Origin of the sequence: Staphylococcus succinus, assembly GCF_029024945.1 — a bacterium.
Classification (GTDB): Bacteria; Bacillota; Bacilli; order Staphylococcales; family Staphylococcaceae; genus Staphylococcus; species Staphylococcus succinus.
Genome location: NZ_CP118976.1, coordinates 2,491,915 through 2,515,127, shown reverse-complemented (window position 1 = coordinate 2,515,127; position 23,213 = coordinate 2,491,915). Strand labels below are relative to the sequence as shown.

Annotated in this window: 26 protein-coding genes and 1 riboswitch; of the genes, 13 read left to right on the top strand and 13 right to left on the bottom strand. The window is 33.1% G+C overall.

The genetic code is table 11. The features are described 5' to 3' along the window. Positions 1–23: 23 nt before the first annotated feature. The 3 genes from PYW31_RS12200 to rpsR all read left to right on the top strand — a co-directional run bounded on the left by PYW31_RS12200 (position 24) and on the right by rpsR (position 1,871). Positions 24–659 carry a 4'-phosphopantetheinyl transferase family protein gene (locus PYW31_RS12200; protein WP_053042476.1) on the top strand — a complete coding sequence of 212 codons (636 nt, stop codon included), beginning with the start codon at positions 24–26 and terminating at the stop codon, positions 657–659. Between the two features lie 11 nt (positions 660–670). Beyond that, positions 671–1,390, top strand: coding sequence for a thioesterase II family protein (locus PYW31_RS12195; protein WP_046836915.1), 720 nt, complete (start codon positions 671–673; stop codon positions 1,388–1,390). 238 nt (positions 1,391–1,628) lie between these two features. Further along, the gene (gene rpsR / locus PYW31_RS12190; protein ID WP_002484306.1) at positions 1,629–1,871 is read left to right on the top strand and encodes a 30S ribosomal protein S18; all 243 of its coding nucleotides are present in this window, start codon (positions 1,629–1,631) and stop codon (positions 1,869–1,871) included. A gap of 146 nt (positions 1,872–2,017) precedes the next feature. Here rpsR and PYW31_RS12185 read toward each other — a convergent pair whose 3' ends face one another. Continuing rightward, on the bottom strand, positions 2,018–2,764 hold the full coding sequence (locus tag PYW31_RS12185) for a poly-gamma-glutamate hydrolase family protein (protein ID WP_046836914.1): 747 nt from the start codon (positions 2,762–2,764) through the stop codon (positions 2,018–2,020). Between the two features lie 428 nt (positions 2,765–3,192). On the opposite strand from PYW31_RS12185, the gene PYW31_RS12180 reads away from it, so the two are divergent. Together PYW31_RS12180 and merA are read left to right on the top strand one after the other, a co-directional pair. Beyond that, on the top strand, positions 3,193–3,597 hold the full coding sequence (locus tag PYW31_RS12180; protein ID WP_046836913.1) for an SRPBCC domain-containing protein: 405 nt from the start codon (positions 3,193–3,195) through the stop codon (positions 3,595–3,597). Between the two features lie 206 nt (positions 3,598–3,803). Then, positions 3,804–5,126 carry a hypothiocyanous acid reductase MerA gene (merA, locus tag PYW31_RS12175; RefSeq protein WP_046836912.1) on the top strand — a complete coding sequence of 441 codons (1,323 nt, stop codon included), beginning with the start codon at positions 3,804–3,806 and terminating at the stop codon, positions 5,124–5,126. A 100-nt stretch (positions 5,127–5,226) separates the two neighbouring features. Here the strand turns inward: merA and PYW31_RS12170 are convergent, their stop codons facing one another. Continuing rightward, a complete protein-coding gene (locus PYW31_RS12170) occupies positions 5,227–5,403 on the bottom strand; it encodes a hypothetical protein (protein WP_169746239.1) in 177 nt (58 codons plus the stop codon). A 290-nt stretch (positions 5,404–5,693) separates the two neighbouring features. On the opposite strand from PYW31_RS12170, the gene PYW31_RS12165 reads away from it, so the two are divergent. Next, entirely contained in the window at positions 5,694–6,113 is a 420-nt protein-coding gene (locus tag PYW31_RS12165) for a GNAT family N-acetyltransferase (protein WP_046836911.1), read from the top strand. Between the two features lie 35 nt (positions 6,114–6,148). Here PYW31_RS12165 and PYW31_RS12160 read toward each other — a convergent pair whose 3' ends face one another. Then, positions 6,149–6,379, bottom strand: coding sequence for a hypothetical protein (locus PYW31_RS12160; protein ID WP_046836910.1), 231 nt, complete (start codon positions 6,377–6,379; stop codon positions 6,149–6,151). Positions 6,380–6,647: 268 nt separating this feature from the next. Continuing rightward, positions 6,648–6,745: riboswitch (guanidine-I (ykkC/yxkD leader) on the top strand. A gap of 50 nt (positions 6,746–6,795) precedes the next feature. On the opposite strand from PYW31_RS12160, the gene PYW31_RS12155 reads away from it, so the two are divergent. From PYW31_RS12155 to PYW31_RS12140, 4 genes are all read left to right on the top strand, one after another. Continuing rightward, positions 6,796–7,122 (top strand): DMT family transporter, encoded by a 327-nt coding sequence (locus PYW31_RS12155; protein ID WP_046836909.1) that lies wholly within the window; start codon positions 6,796–6,798, stop codon positions 7,120–7,122. Further along, positions 7,122–7,436 (top strand): DMT family transporter, encoded by a 315-nt coding sequence (locus PYW31_RS12150; protein WP_046836908.1) that lies wholly within the window; start codon positions 7,122–7,124, stop codon positions 7,434–7,436. Before PYW31_RS12155 ends, PYW31_RS12150 begins: the two co-directional genes overlap by 1 nt. 246 nt (positions 7,437–7,682) lie before the next feature. Continuing rightward, a complete protein-coding gene (locus PYW31_RS12145; protein WP_046836907.1) occupies positions 7,683–8,309 on the top strand; it encodes a LysE family translocator in 627 nt (208 codons plus the stop codon). A gap of 242 nt (positions 8,310–8,551) precedes the next feature. Then, positions 8,552–9,886, top strand: a complete 1,335-nt coding sequence (locus PYW31_RS12140) for a PepSY-associated TM helix domain-containing protein (RefSeq protein WP_046836906.1) — start codon at positions 8,552–8,554, stop codon at positions 9,884–9,886. A gap of 117 nt (positions 9,887–10,003) precedes the next feature. On the opposite strand, the gene PYW31_RS12135 is transcribed toward PYW31_RS12140, so the two are convergent. Together PYW31_RS12135 and PYW31_RS12130 are read right to left on the bottom strand one after the other, a co-directional pair. Next, complete coding sequence (locus PYW31_RS12135; protein ID WP_046836905.1) at positions 10,004–10,333, bottom strand: DUF4889 domain-containing protein; 330 nt, start codon at positions 10,331–10,333, stop codon at positions 10,004–10,006. A 171-nt stretch (positions 10,334–10,504) separates the two neighbouring features. Next, positions 10,505–10,870 carry a magnetosome magnetite crystal formation protein family gene (locus PYW31_RS12130; RefSeq protein WP_046836904.1) on the bottom strand — a complete coding sequence of 122 codons (366 nt, stop codon included), beginning with the start codon at positions 10,868–10,870 and terminating at the stop codon, positions 10,505–10,507. A 156-nt stretch (positions 10,871–11,026) separates the two neighbouring features. On the opposite strand from PYW31_RS12130, the gene PYW31_RS12125 reads away from it, so the two are divergent. Then, positions 11,027–11,605: a histidine phosphatase family protein gene (locus PYW31_RS12125; protein WP_046836903.1), complete on the top strand. Its 579-nt coding sequence runs from the start codon at positions 11,027–11,029 to the stop codon at positions 11,603–11,605. Between the two features lie 64 nt (positions 11,606–11,669). Here the strand turns inward: PYW31_RS12125 and PYW31_RS12120 are convergent, their stop codons facing one another. The 5 genes from PYW31_RS12120 to PYW31_RS12100 all read right to left on the bottom strand — a co-directional run bounded on the left by PYW31_RS12120 (position 11,670) and on the right by PYW31_RS12100 (position 17,629). Next, the gene (locus tag PYW31_RS12120; RefSeq protein WP_046836902.1) at positions 11,670–11,885 is read right to left on the bottom strand and encodes a hypothetical protein; all 216 of its coding nucleotides are present in this window, start codon (positions 11,883–11,885) and stop codon (positions 11,670–11,672) included. A gap of 274 nt (positions 11,886–12,159) precedes the next feature. Further along, positions 12,160–12,783, bottom strand: a complete 624-nt coding sequence (locus tag PYW31_RS12115; RefSeq protein WP_046836901.1) for an NDxxF motif lipoprotein — start codon at positions 12,781–12,783, stop codon at positions 12,160–12,162. A gap of 328 nt (positions 12,784–13,111) precedes the next feature. Beyond that, complete coding sequence (gene ahpF / locus PYW31_RS12110) at positions 13,112–14,635, bottom strand: alkyl hydroperoxide reductase subunit F (protein ID WP_046836900.1); 1,524 nt, start codon at positions 14,633–14,635, stop codon at positions 13,112–13,114. Positions 14,636–14,651: 16 nt separating this feature from the next. After that, positions 14,652–15,221: an alkyl hydroperoxide reductase subunit C gene (ahpC, locus tag PYW31_RS12105; RefSeq protein ID WP_046836899.1), complete on the bottom strand. Its 570-nt coding sequence runs from the start codon at positions 15,219–15,221 to the stop codon at positions 14,652–14,654. A 410-nt stretch (positions 15,222–15,631) separates the two neighbouring features. Then, positions 15,632–17,629 carry a catalase gene (locus PYW31_RS12100; RefSeq protein WP_046836898.1) on the bottom strand — a complete coding sequence of 666 codons (1,998 nt, stop codon included), beginning with the start codon at positions 17,627–17,629 and terminating at the stop codon, positions 15,632–15,634. 346 nt (positions 17,630–17,975) lie between these two features. Here PYW31_RS12100 and nfsA point away from each other — a divergent pair, with 346 nt between their 5' ends. Next, positions 17,976–18,731, top strand: coding sequence for an oxygen-insensitive NADPH nitroreductase (gene nfsA, locus PYW31_RS12095; RefSeq protein ID WP_046836897.1), 756 nt, complete (start codon positions 17,976–17,978; stop codon positions 18,729–18,731). Positions 18,732–18,821: 90 nt separating this feature from the next. Further along, on the top strand, positions 18,822–19,394 hold the full coding sequence (locus PYW31_RS12090) for a hypothetical protein (protein ID WP_046837026.1): 573 nt from the start codon (positions 18,822–18,824) through the stop codon (positions 19,392–19,394). Positions 19,395–19,740: 346 nt separating this feature from the next. Here PYW31_RS12090 and PYW31_RS12085 read toward each other — a convergent pair whose 3' ends face one another. The 3 genes from PYW31_RS12085 to PYW31_RS12075 form a co-directional block, all read right to left on the bottom strand. Beyond that, positions 19,741–21,126: an L-cystine transporter gene (locus PYW31_RS12085; protein ID WP_046836896.1), complete on the bottom strand. Its 1,386-nt coding sequence runs from the start codon at positions 21,124–21,126 to the stop codon at positions 19,741–19,743. 274 nt (positions 21,127–21,400) lie between these two features. Then, complete coding sequence (locus tag PYW31_RS12080) at positions 21,401–22,414, bottom strand: hypothetical protein (protein WP_046836895.1); 1,014 nt, start codon at positions 22,412–22,414, stop codon at positions 21,401–21,403. Positions 22,415–22,531: 117 nt separating this feature from the next. Beyond that, the gene (locus PYW31_RS12075) at positions 22,532–23,200 is read right to left on the bottom strand and encodes a hypothetical protein (RefSeq protein ID WP_046836894.1); all 669 of its coding nucleotides are present in this window, start codon (positions 23,198–23,200) and stop codon (positions 22,532–22,534) included. Positions 23,201–23,213 lie beyond the last annotated feature (13 nt).

Below are 23,213 nucleotides of genomic sequence, written 5' to 3'. Positions count from 1 at the left end.
ATCAATGATGTGGAAGTGTAACTGTGGAAATTACTGTATACTTATTAGATACAAATGCTTCCTTTTATAAAAATAAGCCAAGGAATGCTAAATATTCCGAACTGTTTAAGTATTTTTGTATAAAACAGCATACAGGTTGTCATTTTGATGATATACAAATAGAAAAAGGGGAATATGGTAAGCCCATATTACAAAACCCAAGTGATTTATTTTTTAATATTTCCCATACTGAAGGCTATTCTGTGTGTGTAGTCAGTGAAGATAATATTGGCATTGATATAGAAAAAATTGAGATGATTGATTTGGATATTGCTAAAAAGTACTTTGCTTCAGCAGAATATCAGTATATTATGAAGGGAAAGCATAATAATAATCAGTTAAATCGTTTTTTTGAAGTTTGGACTATGAAAGAATGTTATTTAAAATTGCTAGGTACAGGGATATATAAAGAATTAGATTCATTTTCTATTACACCGGAACAAAATCATTATAGTATCGTTGACTGTACAGCAAAGATGAATCGAAGTTTTTCATGTTTCCATGATATAATTTTTGGGAAATATGCACTATCGGTCATTATGGAAGCAAGTAATAATGATAATTTAATTGTAGAACTAACAGATATTACTAATACATTTAATACACAATGTATACTTTAAGGGGCGAGTATATGTCAAAAATAACGTTATTTTGTATTCCTTTTGCAGGGGGTAATAAAACATTATATTATCCAATGAAAAGTAAATTACCAAGTTACATCGAATTTAAACCGTTAGAGCTACCGGGTCGTGGTGAAAGGTTAATCGAAACACCTTTAGATAGTGTGGAAGATATGGTTGAGGACTTAACACAACAAATTATTAAAGAAAAACCTGAAAAATTCATTTTACTTGGTTATAGTTTAGGGACAATTTTGGCTTATGAAATTTACTATAAACTTGAAATGATGGGTCACCAATTACCAGAACATTTAATTCTGTGTGCAAATGAGCCTATCGGTGTGTCAGATAAAAATAATGACATTGAAAATATGTCGGATGAAGAATTTAAACAGTTTATTAAAAATAAAGGTGGTACATCAGAAGAAGTACTAAACCATAAGGAATTATGGGACCTTGTTAAGCCATCTTTAAAAAATGACTTTTTAGCTGTAGATCGCTATGAAAATGAGCCGAAAGCACACGAGGTCGGCGTAGATTTATCTGTATTTGTTGGTAAGCAAGACGTGATTTGCGATGAGAATATATATAAATGGTCTGATTTAACAAAAGGTAATGTAGATTATCAGTTTTTTGAAGGTGGTCATTTCTTTATTAGCAATCACTATGAAGGCTTTAGTAAGGCCGTTAATGTCGTTTTAAATCAAAATAATGGTAAAGCAAAAATATAAATTATTTTAAAGTAAATGTGTTTTGTATGTCGGAACATATTGACAAATGCTGAATAATTTTATACTATTAATGGTGCACATATACACACACACAAGATTTAATACAATATTTCACACATATTATAAATCTTTTAAAAATAGAAATGTATAAATGATTAATCATGTCCAAAATGATTAATGAAAATTCTTAAATGATCGTATTATGAAAAAATAATAACTTAAAGGGAGGCAGTTAACCATGGCAGGTGGACCTAGAAGAGGCGGACGTCGTCGTAAAAAAGTTTGTTATTTTACAGCAAACGGTATTACACACATCGACTATAAAGACACAGAATTATTAAAACGTTTTATCTCAGAACGCGGTAAAATTTTACCACGTCGTGTAACAGGTACTTCAGCTAAATACCAACGTATGTTGACTTTAGCTATTAAACGTTCTCGTCATATGGCATTATTACCATATGTTAAAGAAGAACAATAATATTTATTGTATCTGAAAAATCCCGTAAGCATAAGCTTACGGGATTTTTTTTGTGAAAGTAAATGATTTATTTCTGCATGACTGGAAATATTAGAGGAATTTAGAAAAGCGGTATTATCCGCTTTTTTAATATATGAATGAATCATTTATTTTTTTATGGTCTGCGATTTAATGCCTTTAGTTACTGCTTCAGCGAAGCTATAGATGGAATGATTATAATGATGTGTTTGTTCTCTTGATGCACGATCGAGTCGGCCATCTTCGAAAAATTGTTTTCGATATTTAGTAGAAATTTCTATTTGCACACCAGAACCTGTATCATTCTGGTTAATGATATTTTGTGCTGAGTCACCATCTATATGGTGTGGGCTCTTTTCGACATTGAAACCAGCTTTTTCCAATGCTTTACGAATAGATTTAGCCATAGCTTTATCTTTACCACCAATATAAACAACTTTCTCTTGTTCTTGAACGCCATGTATAGATATAGATTCTTCTGACTTATTGTTCATTTCTTTTAACTTAGGATCGTCAAAATGTGTAGAAGTAATGTGTAATTTAGAATTATTTGATTTTAGTAGGCCTTCGAAACTATATAGATTATAGTCGCCTTTTTTAGAGATGATTTTAGCTAATTCGGAAGTGCCTGGCTCGATACCACCACCGTGAATCGCAGTAATAAGTATATCTTTATTGCTAGTTGTCTTTGTGTTAATTTGCCAGTCACGATGTTCTTGAGTGTCTGATTTAAGGGCTGTAAAATCCCTATAATAGTCTTGATTGGCGGGCACATCAGTTTTCCATACATACAAAAAATATAACGCTAATAACAAGATGCCTACGAGCGTTAACATAATGATGTAATATAAATAAGGGTGAAAAGAATGTTTCATTATAGTCTCCTGATATATTGATTTTGAATGAATCTTTATTGCACGAAATTTGGTGAAATGAGTTGTATCATCTTTTAAGCATTTAACTACTATTATAGTATAAAATGTAACAATTTACTTAGATTACCATCAATCCATGTTGTTGTCTATATAATTAAAACAGTAGGAATTTTTTGTAAATATATGTAAAAACAGAGGCATCCTTAGAATGGCTCTGTTTTAAGTTTGCAATGAAGTTTCCCTTAAACTTTGTATGACATCTTTGGGTGTTATTTTTGCTACATACCTGGGTAGTTATTTAGTATGAAATCTAAGTCTATTACTCAAAGTTAAATAACTTTATCAACATATTTATTATGTTTTTGCGAAAAAATTATAAAAGACATGTAAACTACAATTTATAACATGAATTAAATGGAGGGTATAATGTGGATATTATTACGAAAATGCAAGTTGATGTGCCAATAGAAAAAGTCTTTGAAGCTTTCGTTAATCCAAATGAAATAGGAGGATTTTGGTTTTCTTCCAGTTCTTCTAGATGGGAAGCTGGGAAAACAATTACCTTGGAATATAAAGAATATGATGCTGTATTAGATATACAAGTGAAGGCGGTGCATTTAAATAGCCAAATTGAATTCACGTGGGGAGAGCGATCTGTCTCAATTCAATTTGAAGCTTCAGAAATGGGTACCATTGTTACCACTATAGAGAAAGCATTTGACGAAAAAGATATTGATTCAATCATTATGCAAAAAGAAGGTTGGGTATATATGTTGAGCTGTTTAAAAGCGTACTTAGAACATAATGTGAAAATAAGAGCGGCACTATTATAACCTATAAACATCATTATCCCATAAATAATGATGTCATTAGCATTTATAAATTTAGCGTAATCATATAATTAAATAAAAGTGAAGAATGTTAGATTCTAAAGAAATAGGGCATATATTTAACGTAGTATATAAATGAAGAGCTTTATACTAAGTATGCTAAAATAACTAATATTTTATCAAAAATTGATGCATAAAGGAGAATTAATATGAAAAAATTTGATTTAATTATTCTGGGTTTTGGTAAAGGCGGTAAAACATTAGCTAAATATGCATCATCACAAGGTCAAAAAGTGGCAGTGATTGAAAAATCTAAAGCAATGTATGGTGGAACTTGTATCAATATCGGATGTATTCCATCGAAAACGCTCGTTCATGAAGGTCTTGTGCATGGTTCTTTTGAAGAAGCATTTAGTAGAAAAAAAGAAGTTGTAACTGCTCTAAACAATAAAAATTACAAGAACCTTGCAGATGATAAAAATATAGAAGTATTAGATTATACGGCCAGATTTAAATCTAATAATGAAATTGCCTTATTCGATGAACGTGGAGAAAGTATAGAAACAATTACGGCAGAAAATATTGTTATTAATACAGGTGCTGAATCAGTTATTCCAAAAATTGAAGGCGTAGAAACTTCAAAAAATTTATATGATTCTACGGGTATTATGAATCTCGCTAAACAACCGAAACATTTAGTGATAGTTGGCGGGGGGTATATTGCACTTGAGTTTGCAGCAATGTTTGCAAACTTTGGTACGAAAGTAACTGTACTTGAACGTGGTGAAGACATTATGCCTAAAGAAGATGAAGATATTGTTGAGCAGGTGAAATCAGATTTAAAAAATAAAGGTATTGATGTCGTGCTTGATGTAAATACAGAACGCTTTGAAGACGGTGAAAATAGCACCATGGTTCATACTACTAAGGGAGAATATGAAGCAGAAGCAGTACTCTTGGCTACAGGACGTAAGCCAAACGTCGATTTGGGACTTGAAAACACAGATATCGTTCTTGGACAACATGGAGAAATTAGTGTGAATGAATATCTGCTAACAGACGTACCGCATGTATATGCAATAGGTGATGTTAAAGGTGGCATGCAGTTTACTTATGTTTCTTTAGATGATTTCAGAATCGTTAAAGATCAGTTATTTGGTGACAGTCAGCGCTCTACTGAAAATCGAGGTGTTATTCCTTATACCGTATTTATAGATCCTCCCTTATCACGTGTAGGGTTGACAGCGGTTGAAGCGAAAGCGCAAGGGTATAATATATTGGAGAATGCGATTCCTGTTAATACAATTCCAAGACATAAAATTAATAACGATACTCGAGGATTGTTCAAAGCGGTGGTAGACAAAGATACAGAAGAGATTTTAGGTGTGTCCCTCTATGGTCAACAATCGGAAGAAATAATTAATTTAATAAAATTGGCAATAGATCAAAAGATATCATATAAAATTTTAAAAGATAGCATTTATACGCATCCGACGATGATTGAGTCATTCAATGATTTATTTAATTTATAATTGTACATGAACTAACTATAATCGTTTCATGAAAAAAGACTGGGATATAATTGTTTTGGGAAAACAATTATATCCCAGTCTTTTTATATGTTGATCTTTATTACAATAAAGATTTAATAATCTGCCCTACAAGTTGGAAAGCACCTACAATTAAACATACTACACCAATACTGATATAACTTTGCTTTTTACTTACGCCTTCCTTTTTGGGAGTTAATTTATTTAATACAAGCAACACGACGCCAATGAGAATGAGTAACACTGCGACAAACCACATTTTGCGTCCCTCCTTAGCCATCATTGCATGGTAAAAACCCTTGTGTTATATCAATACCCGTTACGTAGTACATACTAACGCTGTAACATGATAGGGATATTTCTAAAATGATTAATATAGGAATTTTAGAAACGAGCATTATAATAGTGAAATTAAATATAAAATATTTTTTCGAAATTAAACATGTTAAACTTGGTAGACAGGAAAATGATTATGATGAAAGCCAATAGAGTTAGTCAATATTATTGAAGTTATATTGAAATAGTAGACTTTTTAAGGGGGCATTTGATATGGATATAGTATATGAATATCAATTCAATATCAATGACGTTGATGAAATGATGCATGTATATCATTCGAACGGTTGGGAAGGACATACACAAGAAGACATTATAACGATATTTAATATGAGCACACACGTCATTATAGCGAAAAAAGATGGTAATGTTGTAGGTTTTGCAAGAGCGTTATCAGATGATGTTTTTAATGCAGCGATATATGATGTGGTCGTAGATGTGAAGTATCAATCACAAGGGATAGGGAAAAATATTATGGAATTAATGATTAAACGACTAGGAGAATTGTCGTGTATACATTTAATTTCAATGTATAGCAGCGAAAAATTTTACGAATCGTTAGGGTTTCGCAAATTGAAAACGGGCATGGTTATGTATTCGAATAAGAAATTAAAAACTGAGTATACTGTTTAAAAGTGAACAGTTATACTCAGTTTTTTGGTGTGGTATTAAATTTGTAAAGAATGGTGACTCACGTCCTCATACGTATAATTTTTCAATAATGAGCAACCTAGAGGATGGTGACCATTATCCACGTAGTCATTTATTTCTTCTAGTACATCTAAAATTTCGTACTCTGGCGTTGTGACATCGAAAGTATATTTGAATAGTTGCTTTTTATCGGAAAGGACAGTAGCAATTAATTCGTCATTATGCATTTTATAATTTAATAGTTGCATAGGAATCCCTCACTTTTAATTTTTATTTAGTTGAGAATGTATTTCACACTCTCATTTATTACATTGTAATTATTATAATGTAATGCTAATTATACAATAAAATAAGTAAAATGTGGAGCATTATGCTTAATCTTTTTAAAATAATTATAATTTAGAGCGGATTTTTAAAGCGGAAAGTATAAAATGAATATCTATAAATAATAATTATTACAATATAAAGGTTTGGATTGATATTGACGATGTACTTTGATATGATACAAGGAATTAAATAAATGCTTTCTAGGGTTCCGCGACGTTAATGATTGGTCTGGTCCGAGAGAAAGCCACATCTTATATGTGACACGGAAGGATAAAAGCCTGGGAGATAGTAGTAATAGCTATCTCTCAGGCTTTTTGTTATGAAGGAGGACATTATAATGAATTGGTTGAAAATTATCATTGCATCTATTTTTGAAGTAGCTTGGGTGGTTGGTCTAAACCATGCGACTACGAATTTAGAATGGATTTTAACAATAATCGCTATATTTATGAGCTTTTATTTGTTAATTAAGGCTTCAAAAATATTACCGGTTGGTACAGCATATGCAATATTTGTTGGTTTAGGGACAACGGGTGTAACTTTATTAGATTTTGTTGTATTTGGTAAAGCAGTGAATTACGGGCAAATTATATTGATTTTGACACTTTTAGGAGGCGTGATTTGCTTGAAATTAGTTACATCAAAAGAAGGAGGAGAAGCATAATGGCTTGGATTGTTCTTATATTTGCAGGACTTTTTGAAATGATTGGAATTACATTCTTGAATGCATTTGTAAATACGCAAAGAAAGTTAGCGCTATTAGGGCTTATAGGAAGTTTTACTTTAAGTTTTATAGCATTGTCTATGGCTATGGATCAACTGCCGATGAGTACAGCTTATGCAGTGTGGACAGGTATAGGGGCTGTTGGTGGTGCAGTATTAGGAATGATTTTATATAAAGAATCAAAGGATATCAAAAGAATTGCATGTATCGCAGTAATACTAGGTAGTACAATCGGCTTAAAACTACTTAGCTAAGCTGATTTATGAATATAAAATGAGTTAAAAAAAGACGACACATTTGTGTCGCCTAAGAGTAATATGTTCATGAATATAAAAGACTAGTAGTTGATTTTCAACTACATCTATAATATAACAAGTTTCACAGTCGTGTTCAATGAAAGTGTTGTACGAATTGGTTTTCATTACCACATAGATTGCCGAAGGAGTATTGTGATAATATGAATGAATTGATATTATTAAATCAATCTGGAGGTGTGTATGATGGAAGGGCTCGCTGCATTTATAACAATTACATTAATAATTATTATTGTTCCTGGTCCAGATTTTTTCGTAGTTATGAAGAATTCTATTGTAGCAGGAAAAGGTAATGGTGCCATGGCTGCGTTAGGTATTACAACCGCGCATGTTTTTTATTCATTACTTGCAGTATTTGGAATTATATTTATTTTAGCAAATATGTACTATGTGTTTGTCACAATTAAAATTTTAGGCGCATGTTATCTTATTTATTTAGGCGTAAAAAGTATCATTGCTGCGCGCCAAGGCATGAATTTTTCTACAACTCAATTGCAGTCAAGACAATTGAGCTATTTGAATTCTTATCGTCAAGGTTTCTTTAGTACAGTATTAAACCCTAAAGCATTATTATATTATATAAGTATCTTGCCACAATTTATAACAACGGGTGATGGCGTATCATCTCAAGTTGCAATACTGTCGGCAATTGTGACAACTGTTATTTTACTATGGTTTATTTTTTGTGTATTCATATTTCAATATATTAAATTATTATTTGCTAATCGCAAAGTAAAAGCAGCTTTCGATTATACCATAGGTGCAGTTTTGATCGGTTTATCAATAAATTTATTGTTCAGTAAAAACAGCTAATATACTTAGCTTGTTACTTTGTAATGTTAAATAGAAAGAGGTGCCTCACGTTGGGAGGTGCCTTTTTCTATTTTTAATAAACTTCTTTACTATGTTTAAAATTTATAAATACTCATGTTAAGTGTCAATAACTATAAAAAGAACGATGATTTATTTCGATTTTTGAACTAATAGTCATAATTTATCTACATATTAAATTTTTTATTTATTTATAATAATAAAAGAGAAAGGGGAGAGACAATTTGAAAAATATATTTAACCCAATGCAAAGGCTTCATTTTTATGCAGCATTATTTATAACACCGTTATTAATTACATTAACAATATCGGGGATTGGTTTTCTGTTCTTTCAAGAGGTGGAAAATAATGTGTATAAGACAGAGTTCTTTGGCAACAGTTCTAACCAACAACACCAAACAATGAATCAAGCTGTGGAACAAGTAGAGGAGAAGTTTGAAGGGTTTTATATTAGTAAAGTCAGTATATTGGAAGAACCGTATAATAATAGAATTACTTTGGATGACATGGCTGGAAATCAAAGGTATGTATTTCTAGATGAGCATAATCAAATCGTAGTCGATCAAAATGCTAAACATACATATGCAAATGTAATGAGAAATATTCATAGTTCACTATTTACTGAAAATACTTTTATTAATTATTTAGTAGAGCTTACTGCATGTTGGACAATTTTCATGATTATATCTGGAAGCTATATGCTTATTAAGAAAAAGCTAATTTCAAATAAAAGTAAAAAATTAAAATTTCAGAAATGGCATGGTATATTAGGTCTAATTATAGCAATACCATTATTTATTTTAGTGCTTACTGGCTTACCGTGGTCAGGTTTTATGGGGGCTAAAATAGCTGGTATTATGGATAACTCTGGTACGTTAGGACAATCAGAGCTGGCTGTAAACCCTCCTAAGTCCGATGTGAATGAAATACCATGGGCTACACGTAGTAACCAACAACCGGCATCTAAAGAAACGTCAGCGCACCATGGTAGCGGTGAGATACCAAATACAAAAATCCAACACCAAATTACGATTGATAAAGTAATAGCACAAGCTAAAAAAGAACATATAACCAAACCTTATTCGATAGTTTATCCAGCAAAAGCAGAAGCAGCGTTTACAGTATCTAAAGGTAGTAACACCGGCGTAACAGGATTGGATGTATCACCTTATGATGAAAAAACGCTGTATTTAGACCAATATAGCGGGGAAAATTTAGGGGAAGTGAAGTACCAAGAATATGGTGTGATAGGCAAATGGTTTACATGGGGTATTCCATTACATGAAGGGCATTTATTTGGTGTTGCCAATAAAGTTATTAACCTACTTATTTGTGTAGCGTTGTTGGTTGCAATTGGACTAGGATTAACGTCGTGGATTAAACGTATGGGGAATCGTAAAGTTAAAGTACCTGTAAGAGTTCAAAAACCAATGTCTATTTCATTAATTATCGTACTTGTCATACTAGGTCTGTTAATGCCATTATTTGGATTATCTATCCTCGTCGTATTTATAATAGAAGCGCTACTATATTTTAGGGATAAAAAGACACGTGATTAACATTAAGTTTGAGCGGCTTAAGTCGTTATAAATTTGTAATTGTATAATGTAATAAAAAAAGAACTGGAAACACACTCAACGTGTGGATTTTCCAGTTCTTTTTTAGATTGAAATGCCTTACATATCCATCTCATGGATTTTCATCATTAATCCATGAGGAATATCATCGTGGCTAACGACTTCTTTTTTGTAAAAGGTTTCTCCATCATCTTTAGATACCAATTTAACAAAATCACCTTTTTTAGGTTTGAAGCTTTCGTCGTGTTTTAATTTGATATTGTCAGTGACAAGCCCATCTTTTTCACTCACTACTTTTTCAGCAGTTGTAGCGTTCGCCATGTAACCATAGTATGTACTTTTTTGACTAGAGAGTAGCATCATTACAGTTACGACAACACCAATGATAACTAATGCACTAATTAAAGATACTGTTAATTTCTTCTTCATTGTTATCTCTCCTTTTCATAAGCATAAGTGATAACATGGCATTCGTATACCCAGATATTTAAAGTTACCGATATTGTCATAATTATATTAATAAAGACCCTCTATATCGATTGAAAAAGATGCTTAGCCAAAGTAATCGATTGGTGTTAACTGCTAAAATATAGCTAATCATTAAGGACGGAAGTATGCTTTTTCAGATATAAGCACTTTAACACCGCGATAAACATTTTTGATAGTATACCAAATTGTGATGATTATTAAAATAATGGCTATTATTAATGTAACAATCGCAATGGCTGTGTTCTGTTGATCGAACATCATTGAACCTGATGCAACACCAATAACTAATACGATTGGTCCTACATACGTTATAATATGATAGAGCAATGATTTAGCAGCATGTGTGGCAGCGGGTTTATCTGCTAAAATCCATATAATAATTGGAACGATAATTGGTGCGAAGAATATACTAAAATAACTGATTGCAGCTAATACACGTCCGCCTTGTGTATCATTATGAAAGTTTTGTTCATTCATATTTATCACCTCATATATAATAGTAACAAGAGTATAAATTAAGATAAAGGTTGATCGCTTCATATGACAGTATTGTTATGTATTGCTTAGTGTGTTTGAAAAGATATAAGATATGTATTAAACCACGTATATATTAAAGAAAAGAGGCATAAACATATGAAAATTTATTTGATAAGGCACGGGGAATCACAATCGAACTATGATAAGAAAAATGGGAATGATTATTTTTGTGGACAATTAGATGTATCTTTAACCGAGAAAGGTACACATTCTGCGCAACTATTACAACATTACTTTGAAAAAAAGAAAATTGATTATATTTATCTATCTGATTTAACACGAACAAGACAGACATATAATGCAATATTTGATAAGGATATACCTGCACATGTAACGTCATTGTTAAGAGAGCGTTCTTTAGGGGCATTTGAGGGTGTAAAAGTAAAAGAGATAGAGCATAATCCGGATTATGAACTTTACTTTAATGATGATAATTATCGTTCATTTCGTCATAGTTTTACACAAAAGGCGCCAGAAGGGGAAAGTTATAGAGATGTTCTAAATCGGGTAGCGCAATTTTTTGAAGAAGAGATTGATACGTCGTTAGAATCTATTGCTATTGTTGCACATCAAGTGGTTATCCGTTGTATCCTAGTATATTTAGGATATGAAACAGAGGAGACCGCAGTTGATAAAAAGGTTGAAAATTGCGTGCCTATCGAAGTTGAAAAATGATTTTTAAGAACTTAATAGATTTTATTAATAAAAAAACCTGAACTACAAAATATGTAAGTTCAGGTTAGTATCTTTTAGCTGCTGTTAAGCTTTCATGAAATCCTTGAAATAAAGTATTGATATTGTCTAAAAAGCTGCCAACAATAACGGCTAGTATGACGTAGGTAACACTTAGCGCAATCGTTTTAAAAGAAACGACGCCATCCTTTTCTTGCTTCTCAAAGAGATTATAAGCTATGAAGACAGCAGCCATTGCACCTAACAGAATTGTGAGTACCATAGGGGGAGCCTCCTTAAAATGATTAACGAGTGGCTGTGCTTCTATTGATTTGTTATTTAACTTGTATTTATCATAACAAATCTAACTTTGAAAAAAACAGAGATATCATATTAAAAAACCTTACAATTATGTAAGGTTTTTTACGAAAATAAGTCAACATAGGTGACTTATTTAATGATGAATTGCGTCAACGCTGTGTTAATAGCGTAAATTGGCATGTCATCATTTTGTAATATGTCAGTTAAATGATAATGCTCCAAAGGACGGCTGAGGTTTATTTATCTACAGCATCTGATTTAATACCTTTATCTTTTAAGAATTTTTTGATTTTATCTTGTTGTTTTCCGTTAACATCTCCAGCGTATTTTGTAGAAACATCAACGACATTTAATTCATTCTGAGGTTGATAGTCTAATTGTTCTACATCTTCATCTGCATTTTTAATTGTGGTATTTAAAGAAGTGAAGTAGGTGATAATACGATCAACATTTTCTTTATAGCCCTTTGGTAATTTGTTGTTTTTTACGAACTTTTTAAAACGTACGTCATTCTTAATCGCATTGTGTGATAGTTCTGATAGATATTTTGCTTGTTTATCCGTTATTTTAGTATCTGAAGCGGACTGTTTATCTAATTTGTATTGCATAAGATATTTATTATCGATGATATCTGAATTGACATCTAAATATTTCTTGATTGCTTTGTTCATTTCGGCTTCGCTAATTGTTTCGCCTTGTTTATCTGATTTAAAGATATCTTTTTCCGTTACTTTTTTCACATTTTTTGGTGCATGTTTTTCATTGTGATCTTGATTGTCGTCGTCTGGATCGCTATTTGAACACGCTGATAGAATAACGCTTAGTACCAATACCAACGTTAAAAGTATACTTTTCTTCATAAATTACTATTGCTCCTTTAGTCATAGTTATGCGAATATAACACTGCCATGTTAAATGTTTAAACGCGTTCTTAAAAATTATAACTTAAGCGTATCATGTAGCGCTATCGATTTGAATGCTCTATTAAATAATAAACGCACAATCTTTTGAACAAAATACATTCTTTTATAGAATCAAGAAACTAATTAAGATGCTGACGTGTCATCATCTATGTTCATATGAAAGTATACACAAAAAAGCTACCATCAAGTCTTATGACTTGGTGGTAGCTTAAGAAGCAATGTATTTATAGTTGCTATAAATCATCACGGTAAAGATAGGGAATGATTAATGTCTAATGATATAATCAAATGCATTTAAGGCTGCGTTTGCGCCGGCACCCATAGATATAATGATTTGTTTATTACGATCATCAGTAACATCACCTGCTGCGAAAATGCCAGGGATGCTTGTTGCATTTTTACGATCAATCATAATCTCATTACCTTGGTTTAATTCTACATAGTTATTTAACCATTCTGTATTCGGTAATAAACCAATTTGAACAAAAATACCCTCAAGTTCTAAAGTATGATCTTCGCCGGTTGCCTTATCCTGATAATTAATGCCAGTAACTGCATCGTCTCCAAGTACTTCAGTTGTTTGAGCATTTTTAATTACTGTTACGTTAGGTAACGAATTTAAACGCTCTTGTAACACGTTATCTGCTTTAAGGTTTGCATTACGTTCAAGTAAAGTAACATGTTTTACAATACCGGCAAGATCAATTGCAGCTTCTACGCCAGAATTTCCACCACCGACAACAGCAACGTTTTTATTTTCAAATAAAGGTCCGTCACAATGTGGACAGAATGCTACCCCTTTATTAATTAAAGCCTCTTCACCAGGAACTTCTAGCTTGCGCCAGCGTGCACCTGTAGAAATAATAACGGTTTTACTTTGTAATTGAGCACCATTGTCTAAAGTGACAACAATGCCATTATCAGTTTTTTCGATATCACTCGCACGAATACCTGTCATTACGTCGACATTGTATTGATTGATATGGTCTTCAAGCGCAGATGAGAATTTAGGACCATCTGTTTCTTTGACCGTGATAAAGTTTTCAATCGCAGCAGTATCATTAACTTGGCCGCCAATACGATCAGCTACAATACCTGTACGTAATCCTTTACGCGCAGTATAAATTGCTGCACTACCACTTGCTGGACCCCCACCGACAATAAGTACGTCATACGGATCTTTGTCGTTAAATTCTGCTGGGTCTGCTTGACTACCTAACTGAGTTAAAATATCTTGAATAGTCATACGTCCATTACCAAACTCTTCTCCATCAAGGAAAATAGCTGGGACAGCCATGATATCTTCAGATTCTTCTCTGAAAATAGAACCATCAATCATAGAATGAGTAATATTAGGATTTAATAAACTCATCAAGTTTAAAGCTTGAACCACATCGGGACATTTTTGGCAAGTCAAACTAATATAAGTTTCAAAATGTAGCGGGCGGTCTAATGCTTTAATTTGATCGATTACAGATTGTTCTTCTTTAGGCGCACGTCCACTTACTTGTAATAAAGCAAGGACAAGTGAGTTGAATTCGTGACCCATTGGTAAACCAGCGAACGTAATACCTGTTTCTGTGTCAGGTGTATTAACTGAGAAGCTAGGTGTACGTTTTAGCTTAGTTTCTTCTATAGTAATGTGAGGTGACATGGCAGATACTTCATCTAATAATTCTTTTAATTCTTTAGATTTGTCATCTGAGCCAATGCTAGCGTTTAAGACAACGTCACCTTCCATTAATTGTAATAATTGTTTTAGTTGTGATTTTAGCTGATCATCAAGCATTTAAATCAATGCCTCCTTAGATTTTACCTACTAAGTCAAGACCAGGTTGTAATGTTTCTGAACCTTCTTCCCATTTTGCTGGGCAAACTTCGCCTGGGTGTTGACGTACATATTGTGCTGCTTTAATTTTGTGTACTAGCGTGCTAGCATCACGGCCGATACCGTCAGCGTTAACTTCAGCTGCTTGTACAATACCATCTGGGTCTACAATGAAAGTACCACGTTGTGCAAGACCAGCTTCTTCATCTAATACATCGAAATTACGAGTAATAGCTTGTGAAGGATCACCAATCATAGTGTATTGAATTTTGTTGATAGCTTCTGAATGGTCGTGCCAAGCTTTGTGTACGAAGTGTGTATCAGTTGAAACTGAATATACATTTACACCTAATTCTTGTAATTTGTCATATTGACCTTGTAAATCTTCTAATTCAGTAGGGCATACGAATGAAAAGTCTGCTGGGTAAAAACAAACAACACTCCATGAACCTTTTAGATTTTCATCTGAGATTTCAAAAAACTCATCTTTCTTTGGATCATAAGCATTAGCTGTGAATGGTACAATTTCTTTATTAATTAAAGACATAAAAACATCCTCCTGATTTTTAAGTTAAATTAAATTAGATTATCATAATTACTTAATTATAATAATTCTAATCTTTCGTTTTCTATTATCACATTTCCAGAATGATTCGTCAACAATGGAAACTCACATAATAGAAACGACAAAATAACGCCATATATTTAGAGTATACGGCATAATAGGTTATTTAATCTATATATAATTAAGAAAGCATTTACATGAAACATGTAGGCTTACTACATATTGAATATCCGTTTAATTCTCAACTAAACATATGAAATTGAGAAGATTGGACACGATTGTTATTAAAATAGGGCGTAAATCCGTCATTGGGTATGAGATGTAGTAATCTGGACGCAGTAAAAAAGCTGACTAAGTATGATACTTAGTCAGCTGAGTGATGTGAATTCAACTTATCTGTCCCAATATCTTGCTCTATTAAAAGCTTGAGAAATTGTTTGAGGGCGGTCTGAAACAAAGACACCTGCAGCCTCTAATGATATTTTAGCATTAGACTTAGATAACACTTGAGCTGCATTTTGATTTAAAATTAATGGTTTATTGTGCTTATATGTGAGCTCTGTAAATTCTTCTACAGATGGAAGGATATCGCTACCATCTGATAATACTATAATGCTGTCGAATAACGTTGGATGAGCTGTATCAAATGTTTCAGTTATACCGAATGATTCACTGATATTTTTAGGGTGTTGCCCTACAAAGGCATAGTTCAATTTATTTTCTGTGAATGTTTGGGCATATAATTTTAAAGTTTCTATATCAATGTTCCCATTAATTAAGACAGCGACTGAATGACCTGGTAAAGGTATGTCATATTTTTCCATAGTCAATTGACTGTCTTTAGCGTTAGAGTCAACTTCCTCGTTTGACTCTGGGACTTCTACGCCGACATTTTTGGCGACACGTTCAGCTAGTTCGCGATCCACTTTATTGAGTTGGTTCACTGCATTTTGTTTGACCATAATAGAATTGCACATACCAATTTCGAATGAAAAACCATCGACAGTATGGTCGTATTCATCTTTACTTAAGCTATTCAAATAAAGCTTAGGTTGGCTATAATAGTCTTTAAAACTCTCACTACGTTGACGAATTTTATGGCCTTCAACTTTTTCTTGATAATGCTCATAACCACCATCTTCTTTAGCTGTAGTATGAGGATCATTATTGTTTAGTGCATTTTTATGATAAGCAACTTGGCCTTTATTGATATTCGTTTGATGCATTGCATCTCTTTGATTGTTGTGCACTTCGTTTACTGGTCGATTAATAGGTATTTGGTTAAAGTTTGGACCACCTAATCTTGAAATTTGTGTGTCAGTGTATGAGAATAATCTACCTTGTAATAATGGATCGTTTGAAAAGTCAATGCCAGGAACAATATGTCCAGGATGGAAAGCGGCTTGTTCTGTTTCATCAAAGACATTAGTGACGTTTTTATTAAGTGTCATTTTCCCTATTTTTTGAACCGGTACTTGATCTTCCGGCCAAATCTTTGTAGGATCTAAAATGTCGAAATCAAAATCAAATTCTTGTTCAGGACGAATCACTTGGATACCAAATTCCCACTCAGGGTAATCCCCTTTTTCAATAGATTCATATAAGTCTTTACGATGGAAATCGACATCTTTGCCATGTAATATTTGCGCTTCATCCCAAACGAGTGATTCCAAACCATGCAGTGGCTTCCAATGGAATTTAACAAAATGAGACTGTCCTTGACTATTAACAAGACGAAAAGTGTGTACGCCGAATCCTTCGATCTGTCTAAAATTTTTAGGAATACCACGATCACTCATTGCCCACATTGTTGTGTGTGTTGTTTCAGGATTTTGTGCGAAGAAATCCCAAAAGGTATCATGAGCAGAACCACCTTGGGGCATTTCGTTATGTGGTTCAGGCTTAACTGCATGGATTAAATCTGGGAATTTAATAGCATCTTGAATGAAAAATACAGGGATGTCGTTACCAACTAAATCAAAGATACCTTCATCAGTATAAAATTTAGTTGCAAAACCACGTACATCTCTAACGGTATCTGGTGAACCTTTTGAACCTTGTACAGTGGAAAAGCGAACGAACACGGGTGTCGTTTTATTAGGTTGAGTAAGAAAATCGGCAGAAGTATATTCGGATAAATCTTTGTAAACTTGGAATTCACCGTGTGCGCCAAATCCTCTTGCGTGGACGATGCGTTCAGGAATACGTTCATGGTCGAAGTGCATTATTTTCTCTCTGAAATGAAAGTCCTCTAATAGACTAGGTCCACGTTCTCCAATTGTTAAGGTGTTTTCGTCTTCGCTAACTTTAACGCCATTATTTGTTGTCATTGCTTTATCGTCATTGCTTTTCGTAACTTCATTTAATTGATTTTGTTTTTTATTACTCAAAAAAATCCCCCCACATTTAAATTTTTAGTTATCACAATTTTTGTTTTCCACAAAAAACTAAAAGGAAACATTTACACTTAATTGAGCTGGAACTATATAGTTGTATTTAGCGATACTATTTCTATAGATAATTATTATTTTCAGTAAATAAAATTGTTATCTATATACGCACCTTGTGAGGAAGCGTTTTCGAAATTCCGATTAATATTTTGTGCTGTATTATTAAAATTTAATTTACTGTTTTTCTTTTAATGGTGGGGAAAAATGGGTAAACATAATATAAGCAATCGATGTGTGTGTCTGTTAAGATATGAATATAATTTCTACGTAAAGAGGAGAGGATTTCATGTCTGAACATGTTTATAACTTATTAAAAAAACATCATTCGGTGAGAAGTTTTAAAAAAGAGCCAATTTCAGAAGAGCATATTAAACAACTTGTAGAAGCAGGGCAAAGCGCATCTACATCTAGCTATTTACAAACTTATTCTATCGTTGGTGTACAGGATCCTGAAATTAAAGAAGATTTAAAAGAAGTTTCGGGTCAACCATATGTTGTGGAAAATGGTTACTTATTTGTTTTTGTAATGGATTATTACAGACATTCTATCATTAATGAAGAATCAAAAAGTAATATGGAAACATCATTTGAATCAGCAGAAGGTTTACTTGTAGGAACAATTGATGCAACTTTAGTAGCACAAAATATTGCAGCTACAGCTGAAGACATGGGCTATGGAATCGTTTATTTAGGTTCTTTAAGAAATGATATAGAAAGAGTTAGAGAAGTATTAAATTTACCTGAGCATACTTTCCCACTTTTTGGTATGGCACTGGGTGTACCAGAAGATGATGAAGATGGTAGTCCTAAACCACGTTTACCGTTTGAACACGTTTTCCATCAAGATAGATATAATACTGACAAAGAGCAACAACGAGAAGCGTTAAAATTATATGACCAAACAGTAAGTGAATACTATCAGGCACGTACGAATGGTGAACGTTCTGAAACATGGTCTAATCAAATTTCTAACTTTATGAGTTCTAAACAAAGATTAGATATGTTGGAACAATTAAATAAGGCCGGCTTTATTAAAAAATAGGCGATTAAGGTTTGAACGTCTCGTTGTTATTATTTAAAATATAAGGTTATTTAGTTAATTTACAAAAGGAAGGGGTTGGTTCTGTTGAGTATGTTTAATAGGTTATTTAGTAAAAAGGTACATGCGATAGATCATCGGAATTCAAGTGATAGATACATCTATTCTTCTACTAGCAAACTAACCCCTGATGAAGTGCAGGATTATTGGGTGAAGGTGGCTCAAAAGCTTGTGGTTGGTACGATGAATTCCGTGGATCACACAGCCGAGCGCATTTTTATTTTGCTGTCTTTTGAAGAAAAAGCGTCTAGTATGGATATTTTTTTCCAAATGGATGGGCAGCTTAGAATGTGGAATGATTTAGATGATGAAGATCATAAAAGAGAAATTTCACATAACTTGATTTCTCAAGCGCCTAATATAGTAAAACAAGTAAATTGCTTATATGATAGTGTAGATATGACAAGAATAGCTTATTCACAAATTCAATTTGAGTTTGAAAGTAAAGCGTGGTATTTACATGATATAACACAGGATAGTGTTGAAGCACAATTAGATAAAGATCCTGCATTTTTGAAGTGGTTCGATGATGTATCCAAAGATATTGATGGGCTCCCGTTAGACAGCAAGCAAAAAATAACGTGGGGGCCGTTCAAGCCTGTATAATAAGTTGGCTTTTAAGTGAATAATTTACGTTGGCTTCTGGAGTGTTTGTTAATTTAACGATTAATAAACACTCCAGAAGTTTTTTATGTATAGATAAAATGGGCATTAGACAAGCAGGTGAGTGCTAACTGTGTTAAGTAAATCAATGTTTTCTGTGTTCATGTATAAAAGTGTTATAGAGATCAAATGATTTGAAGATATTTTGAAATAAAAAAAGCTGGAACCCTCTGCAACGACCTGACGTAATGTTACGTTAAGTGTGCGCGATGGGTTCCAACCTTTTATTTATAATCAGCGAAGTAATTAGAGGACAATAGTTTAAGCAGTTGATATTTTGTAAATCAAATTAACTATTGGCAGTAATTTCACCGTATTCATTTGAATTGTAAGTCTCTTTGTCTAAATTATTTGTGAGTTTTGCAGTACCTGTACCTGCTAGCATAGAATCATTTACATTTAACGCCGTACGTCCCATATCAATTAATGGTTCTACAGAGATAAGTACACCTGCAAGTGCAACTGGTAAATTCAATGTTGAAAGTACTAAGATAGATGCAAATGTTGCACCGCCACCTACGCCAGCAACTCCGAATGAACTAATCACAACGACGCCGATGACCGTTAATATAAATTGTAGATTAACCTCAACACCAGCTGCTGGAGCGACCATAACAGCTAGCATTGCTGGATAAATACCAGCACAGCCATTTTGACCAATAGATAAACCGAATGAAGCGGCGAAGTTTGCAATGCCATCTGGGACGCCTAAACGATTTGTCTGTGTTTGTACATTAAGTGGTAAAGAACCTGCACTTGAACGAGAAGTAAAGGCGAAAAGTAAGACTTCCCCAGTTTTCTTAACGAATGTAACAGGATTTAATCCAATACCAGAAATAATCACGAGATGAATAATATACATAACGATTAACGCTACATAAGATGCTATTACAAATTTACCTAGCGTCCATATGGCGGCGAAGTCGCTTGTCGCAATAGTTGATGTCATAATAGCTAAAATACCATAAGGTGTTAAGCGTAAGACAAACGTTACAATTGCCATCACTAAGGCATATAGAGCATCTATACCACGTTTTAATAAATTACCACTTTCTGGTTGTTTACGCATAACACGTAAAAAGGCGAAACCAATGAATGCGGCAAAGATAACGACTGCAATGGTTGATGTCGTACGTTGACCTGTGAAATCTAAGAATGGATTACTTGGCAATAATTCTAAGATTTGTTGAGGTAATGTATTGGCTGACATATCTTTAGCTTGGCTTGCGATTTCACTACCACGTGAACTTTCAGCATTTCCTAAATCGATTGTTGAAGCATCTAAGCCAAATACAAGTGCTGAAATAATACCTACAATTGCCGCAATGGCAACTGTACCAATTAAAAATGTGAAAATATAAATACCAATTTTAGCAAATTTATCGCCAATTTTAATTTTAGTGAATGCTGACACGATAGAAATAAAGATTAATGGCATGACTATCATTTGTAGTAATGCGATGTAGCCATCTCCAACGATGCTAAACCAGTCTGTTGTCTGTTTAGTTATGCTAGAGTCCACACCGTAAATAAGATGGATGACAATACCGTAAACGATACCGATACCTAATGCAGTAAAGACACGTTTTGGAAATGAAACATGTCTTTTATTCATTGCATATAATACGATGAGGAAGGCCACGAAAATAATAATGTTTAGAATAGTTAATAACATAAATAAGGACCCACACTTTCTTTTTAATATTTTTGTAATCCGATACGCCTACTAAGGATAGTAGCAAATTCAATAATATTCAAGCTTATTACTCAATAAATTTATAAAATTAAAATGACTTTATTTTCTGACAATAATTGCGTGCGTTTAAATGCTTCACATTGACGAAATAGAGTGGGGGGGACCTTATTTAAGACGATGTTTGATGAGGTTAATTGAGTAGATAAAAAAACCATCCCAATAAAATGGAATGGTTTATATAGAGTGATTGATATTATAAATTAAATAATTTAGCGAAGAAGCCCTTACGTTCTTCTTTTGGTTGTTCATTTGTAACAGGTGATGTGTATGTTTGATTATCTGATGTAGCCGTCGCAACGTCTTCATTTGATGTGTATGTTTGGTCATCTTCCGATACGCTATCACTTTGAATTGTTGCAGTATCAGTTGTTGTTTGATCATCTATCGTTACATCTTTTGATTCATTGCTGCTAGTTGAATCATTAGGTGTATGCGTATCATCTGTTTTCGTTTCAGTAATAGGTGATACAGATGGTTGTTCGCTTACTGCTGTAATTTCAGTATCTTCTGTTTGTACTTGGGCTGAAGTATTGTCTTTATCTTCAGAAGTGTTATTAGTAATTTCGTTAGTGTGTGCATGTGTTTGTTCTGTTGTAGTGTCAGTCAGTATGTCTTTAGTACTAGCTGTTGTAGTACTTTGGTCAGCACTGATATGATTTGTTTCAACATTTGCTTGTGCAATACTTGTTTGTTCTTGTTGTGAATCTTGGATTGCATTTTGTGTTGTTTTGATTTCGTCTGTTGATGTTTGAATGGCTTTCAATGATTCTGTATTTGAATCTAATTTAGTTGTGATTTGCTCCTGCATTTCACGTAATTCAGTTTGCTGTTGATGTACTTGGTTAATCATTTGACCAAGCATTTGACGTTCATCACGCATCTTCTGAATTTCAGAACGTAAATCATCTACGAGTTGAGAAACATTTTGATCAGTTGGTAAATGGTTATTGTCTTCTTTTACAAGTACTTGTAAAAAATCTTTTTCTTTTTCTAGCTCATCGAAAGCTAAGTCATAACTATTCGTTTGTTTAACTTTTTCCGCAATATCTTGGAAAAGTTCGATATCCTCTTCTTGGAAATCAGTAGCTTCACGGCCACGGTATTCTGTTTTACTAAGCTGGTAACCGCGTTCTTCTAAATGTTGAACGATTTTACGGACTTGTTTTTCACTTAGCTCAACGCGTTGTGCAAATTCTTTGGTTAACATAGAAATAAGTCCTTTCATAATTGGTTTATGTATACGGACGTTTGTCTTCGGTTAGTGAAACGTCAGTCTTACCTCTACGTTAGTTTAACCTCTTTTAATAGTGATTTCAAGTGGTTCTCACAATCGTTTGCGCAAATCCATTTCTTCAAGTAATGGATAAATAATACTCCTAGAGATTCTATTAGCAAACACATATTTCAAAATGTAATTTGATTTAATGCTTGGACCAAAGATGTCTTTAGTCAATTCGATATTCGATTTTATAAACAAGTCTTTTGGTATACCATTTGAGTTTCCATGAATGCCCGGTGATAAATAATCAATATCAAATTGTCTTTCGAAACCATGTTCGAAGAGAAATTGACGTCTGTTATCCAAGACCTGTACATCAACTTCAGAAATTTCATCTGGTTCTTTTTCTACTTCTAACATAATGAAATTGACATCATGTGAATGTAATTGGTTAGATAAAGTGTTGATTTCAGCTTGGATACGTTCTAGTGTTAAAGTGATTAATTCGTCATGGTTTGGCTGGTCATTGGCGATTAAATAGATTAAAAAGGCAGAATTTGTGGTAGCTTCGTAGTGTGCAGTCGCTAGACTTACAGGGGCACCATCTTCTATACCTACTAAAAATACATAATCATCCTTTGTATGTACATTCTTTAAAGATTGTTTGAATATATGTTCTTCTTCTGATAAACCGATATCAAATTTTCCATCATATAGTTTGATAGCTAAATCAAACAATGGATCGTCAATTGATGTGATGGTTTTAAACTCCATAGATGATCCTCCC

Bases quoted from the DNA above. Each gene is read 5' to 3' on its own strand.
- PYW31_RS12120 (WP_046836902.1), bottom strand. From the start codon at position 11,885: ATGGTACTCACAATTCTGTTAGGTGCAATGGCTGCTGTCTTCATAGCT.
- PYW31_RS12170 (WP_169746239.1), bottom strand. From the start codon at position 5,403: ATGTGGTTTGTCGCAGTGTTACTCATTCTCATTGGCGTCGTGTTGCTT.
- PYW31_RS12075 (WP_046836894.1), bottom strand. From the start codon at position 23,200: ATGGAGTTTAAAACCATCACATCAATTGACGATCCATTGTTTGATTTA.
- PYW31_RS12160 (WP_046836910.1), bottom strand. From the start codon at position 6,379: ATGCAACTATTAAATTATAAAATGCATAATGACGAATTAATTGCTACT.
- nfsA (WP_046836897.1), top strand. From the start codon at position 17,976: ATGTCTGAACATGTTTATAACTTATTAAAAAAACATCATTCGGTGAGA.
- PYW31_RS12165 (WP_046836911.1), top strand. From the start codon at position 5,694: ATGGATATAGTATATGAATATCAATTCAATATCAATGACGTTGATGAA.
- PYW31_RS12130 (WP_046836904.1), bottom strand. From the start codon at position 10,870: ATGAATGAACAAAACTTTCATAATGATACACAAGGCGGACGTGTATTA.
- PYW31_RS12085 (WP_046836896.1), bottom strand. From the start codon at position 21,126: ATGTTATTAACTATTCTAAACATTATTATTTTCGTGGCCTTCCTCATC.
- ahpF (WP_046836900.1), bottom strand. From the start codon at position 14,635: ATGCTTGATGATCAGCTAAAATCACAACTAAAACAATTATTACAATTA.
- PYW31_RS12145 (WP_046836907.1), top strand. From the start codon at position 7,683: ATGGAAGGGCTCGCTGCATTTATAACAATTACATTAATAATTATTATT.
- PYW31_RS12080 (WP_046836895.1), bottom strand. From the start codon at position 22,414: ATGTTAACCAAAGAATTTGCACAACGCGTTGAGCTAAGTGAAAAACAA.
- PYW31_RS12125 (WP_046836903.1), top strand. From the start codon at position 11,027: ATGAAAATTTATTTGATAAGGCACGGGGAATCACAATCGAACTATGAT.
- merA (WP_046836912.1), top strand. From the start codon at position 3,804: ATGAAAAAATTTGATTTAATTATTCTGGGTTTTGGTAAAGGCGGTAAA.
- PYW31_RS12135 (WP_046836905.1), bottom strand. From the start codon at position 10,333: ATGAAGAAGAAATTAACAGTATCTTTAATTAGTGCATTAGTTATCATT.
- PYW31_RS12185 (WP_046836914.1), bottom strand. From the start codon at position 2,764: ATGAAACATTCTTTTCACCCTTATTTATATTACATCATTATGTTAACG.
- PYW31_RS12150 (WP_046836908.1), top strand. From the start codon at position 7,122: ATGGCTTGGATTGTTCTTATATTTGCAGGACTTTTTGAAATGATTGGA.
- PYW31_RS12090 (WP_046837026.1), top strand. From the start codon at position 18,822: ATGTTTAATAGGTTATTTAGTAAAAAGGTACATGCGATAGATCATCGG.
- PYW31_RS12155 (WP_046836909.1), top strand. From the start codon at position 6,796: ATGAATTGGTTGAAAATTATCATTGCATCTATTTTTGAAGTAGCTTGG.
- rpsR (WP_002484306.1), top strand. From the start codon at position 1,629: ATGGCAGGTGGACCTAGAAGAGGCGGACGTCGTCGTAAAAAAGTTTGT.
- PYW31_RS12115 (WP_046836901.1), bottom strand. From the start codon at position 12,783: ATGAAGAAAAGTATACTTTTAACGTTGGTATTGGTACTAAGCGTTATT.
- PYW31_RS12195 (WP_046836915.1), top strand. From the start codon at position 671: ATGTCAAAAATAACGTTATTTTGTATTCCTTTTGCAGGGGGTAATAAA.
- ahpC (WP_046836899.1), bottom strand. From the start codon at position 15,221: ATGTCTTTAATTAATAAAGAAATTGTACCATTCACAGCTAATGCTTAT.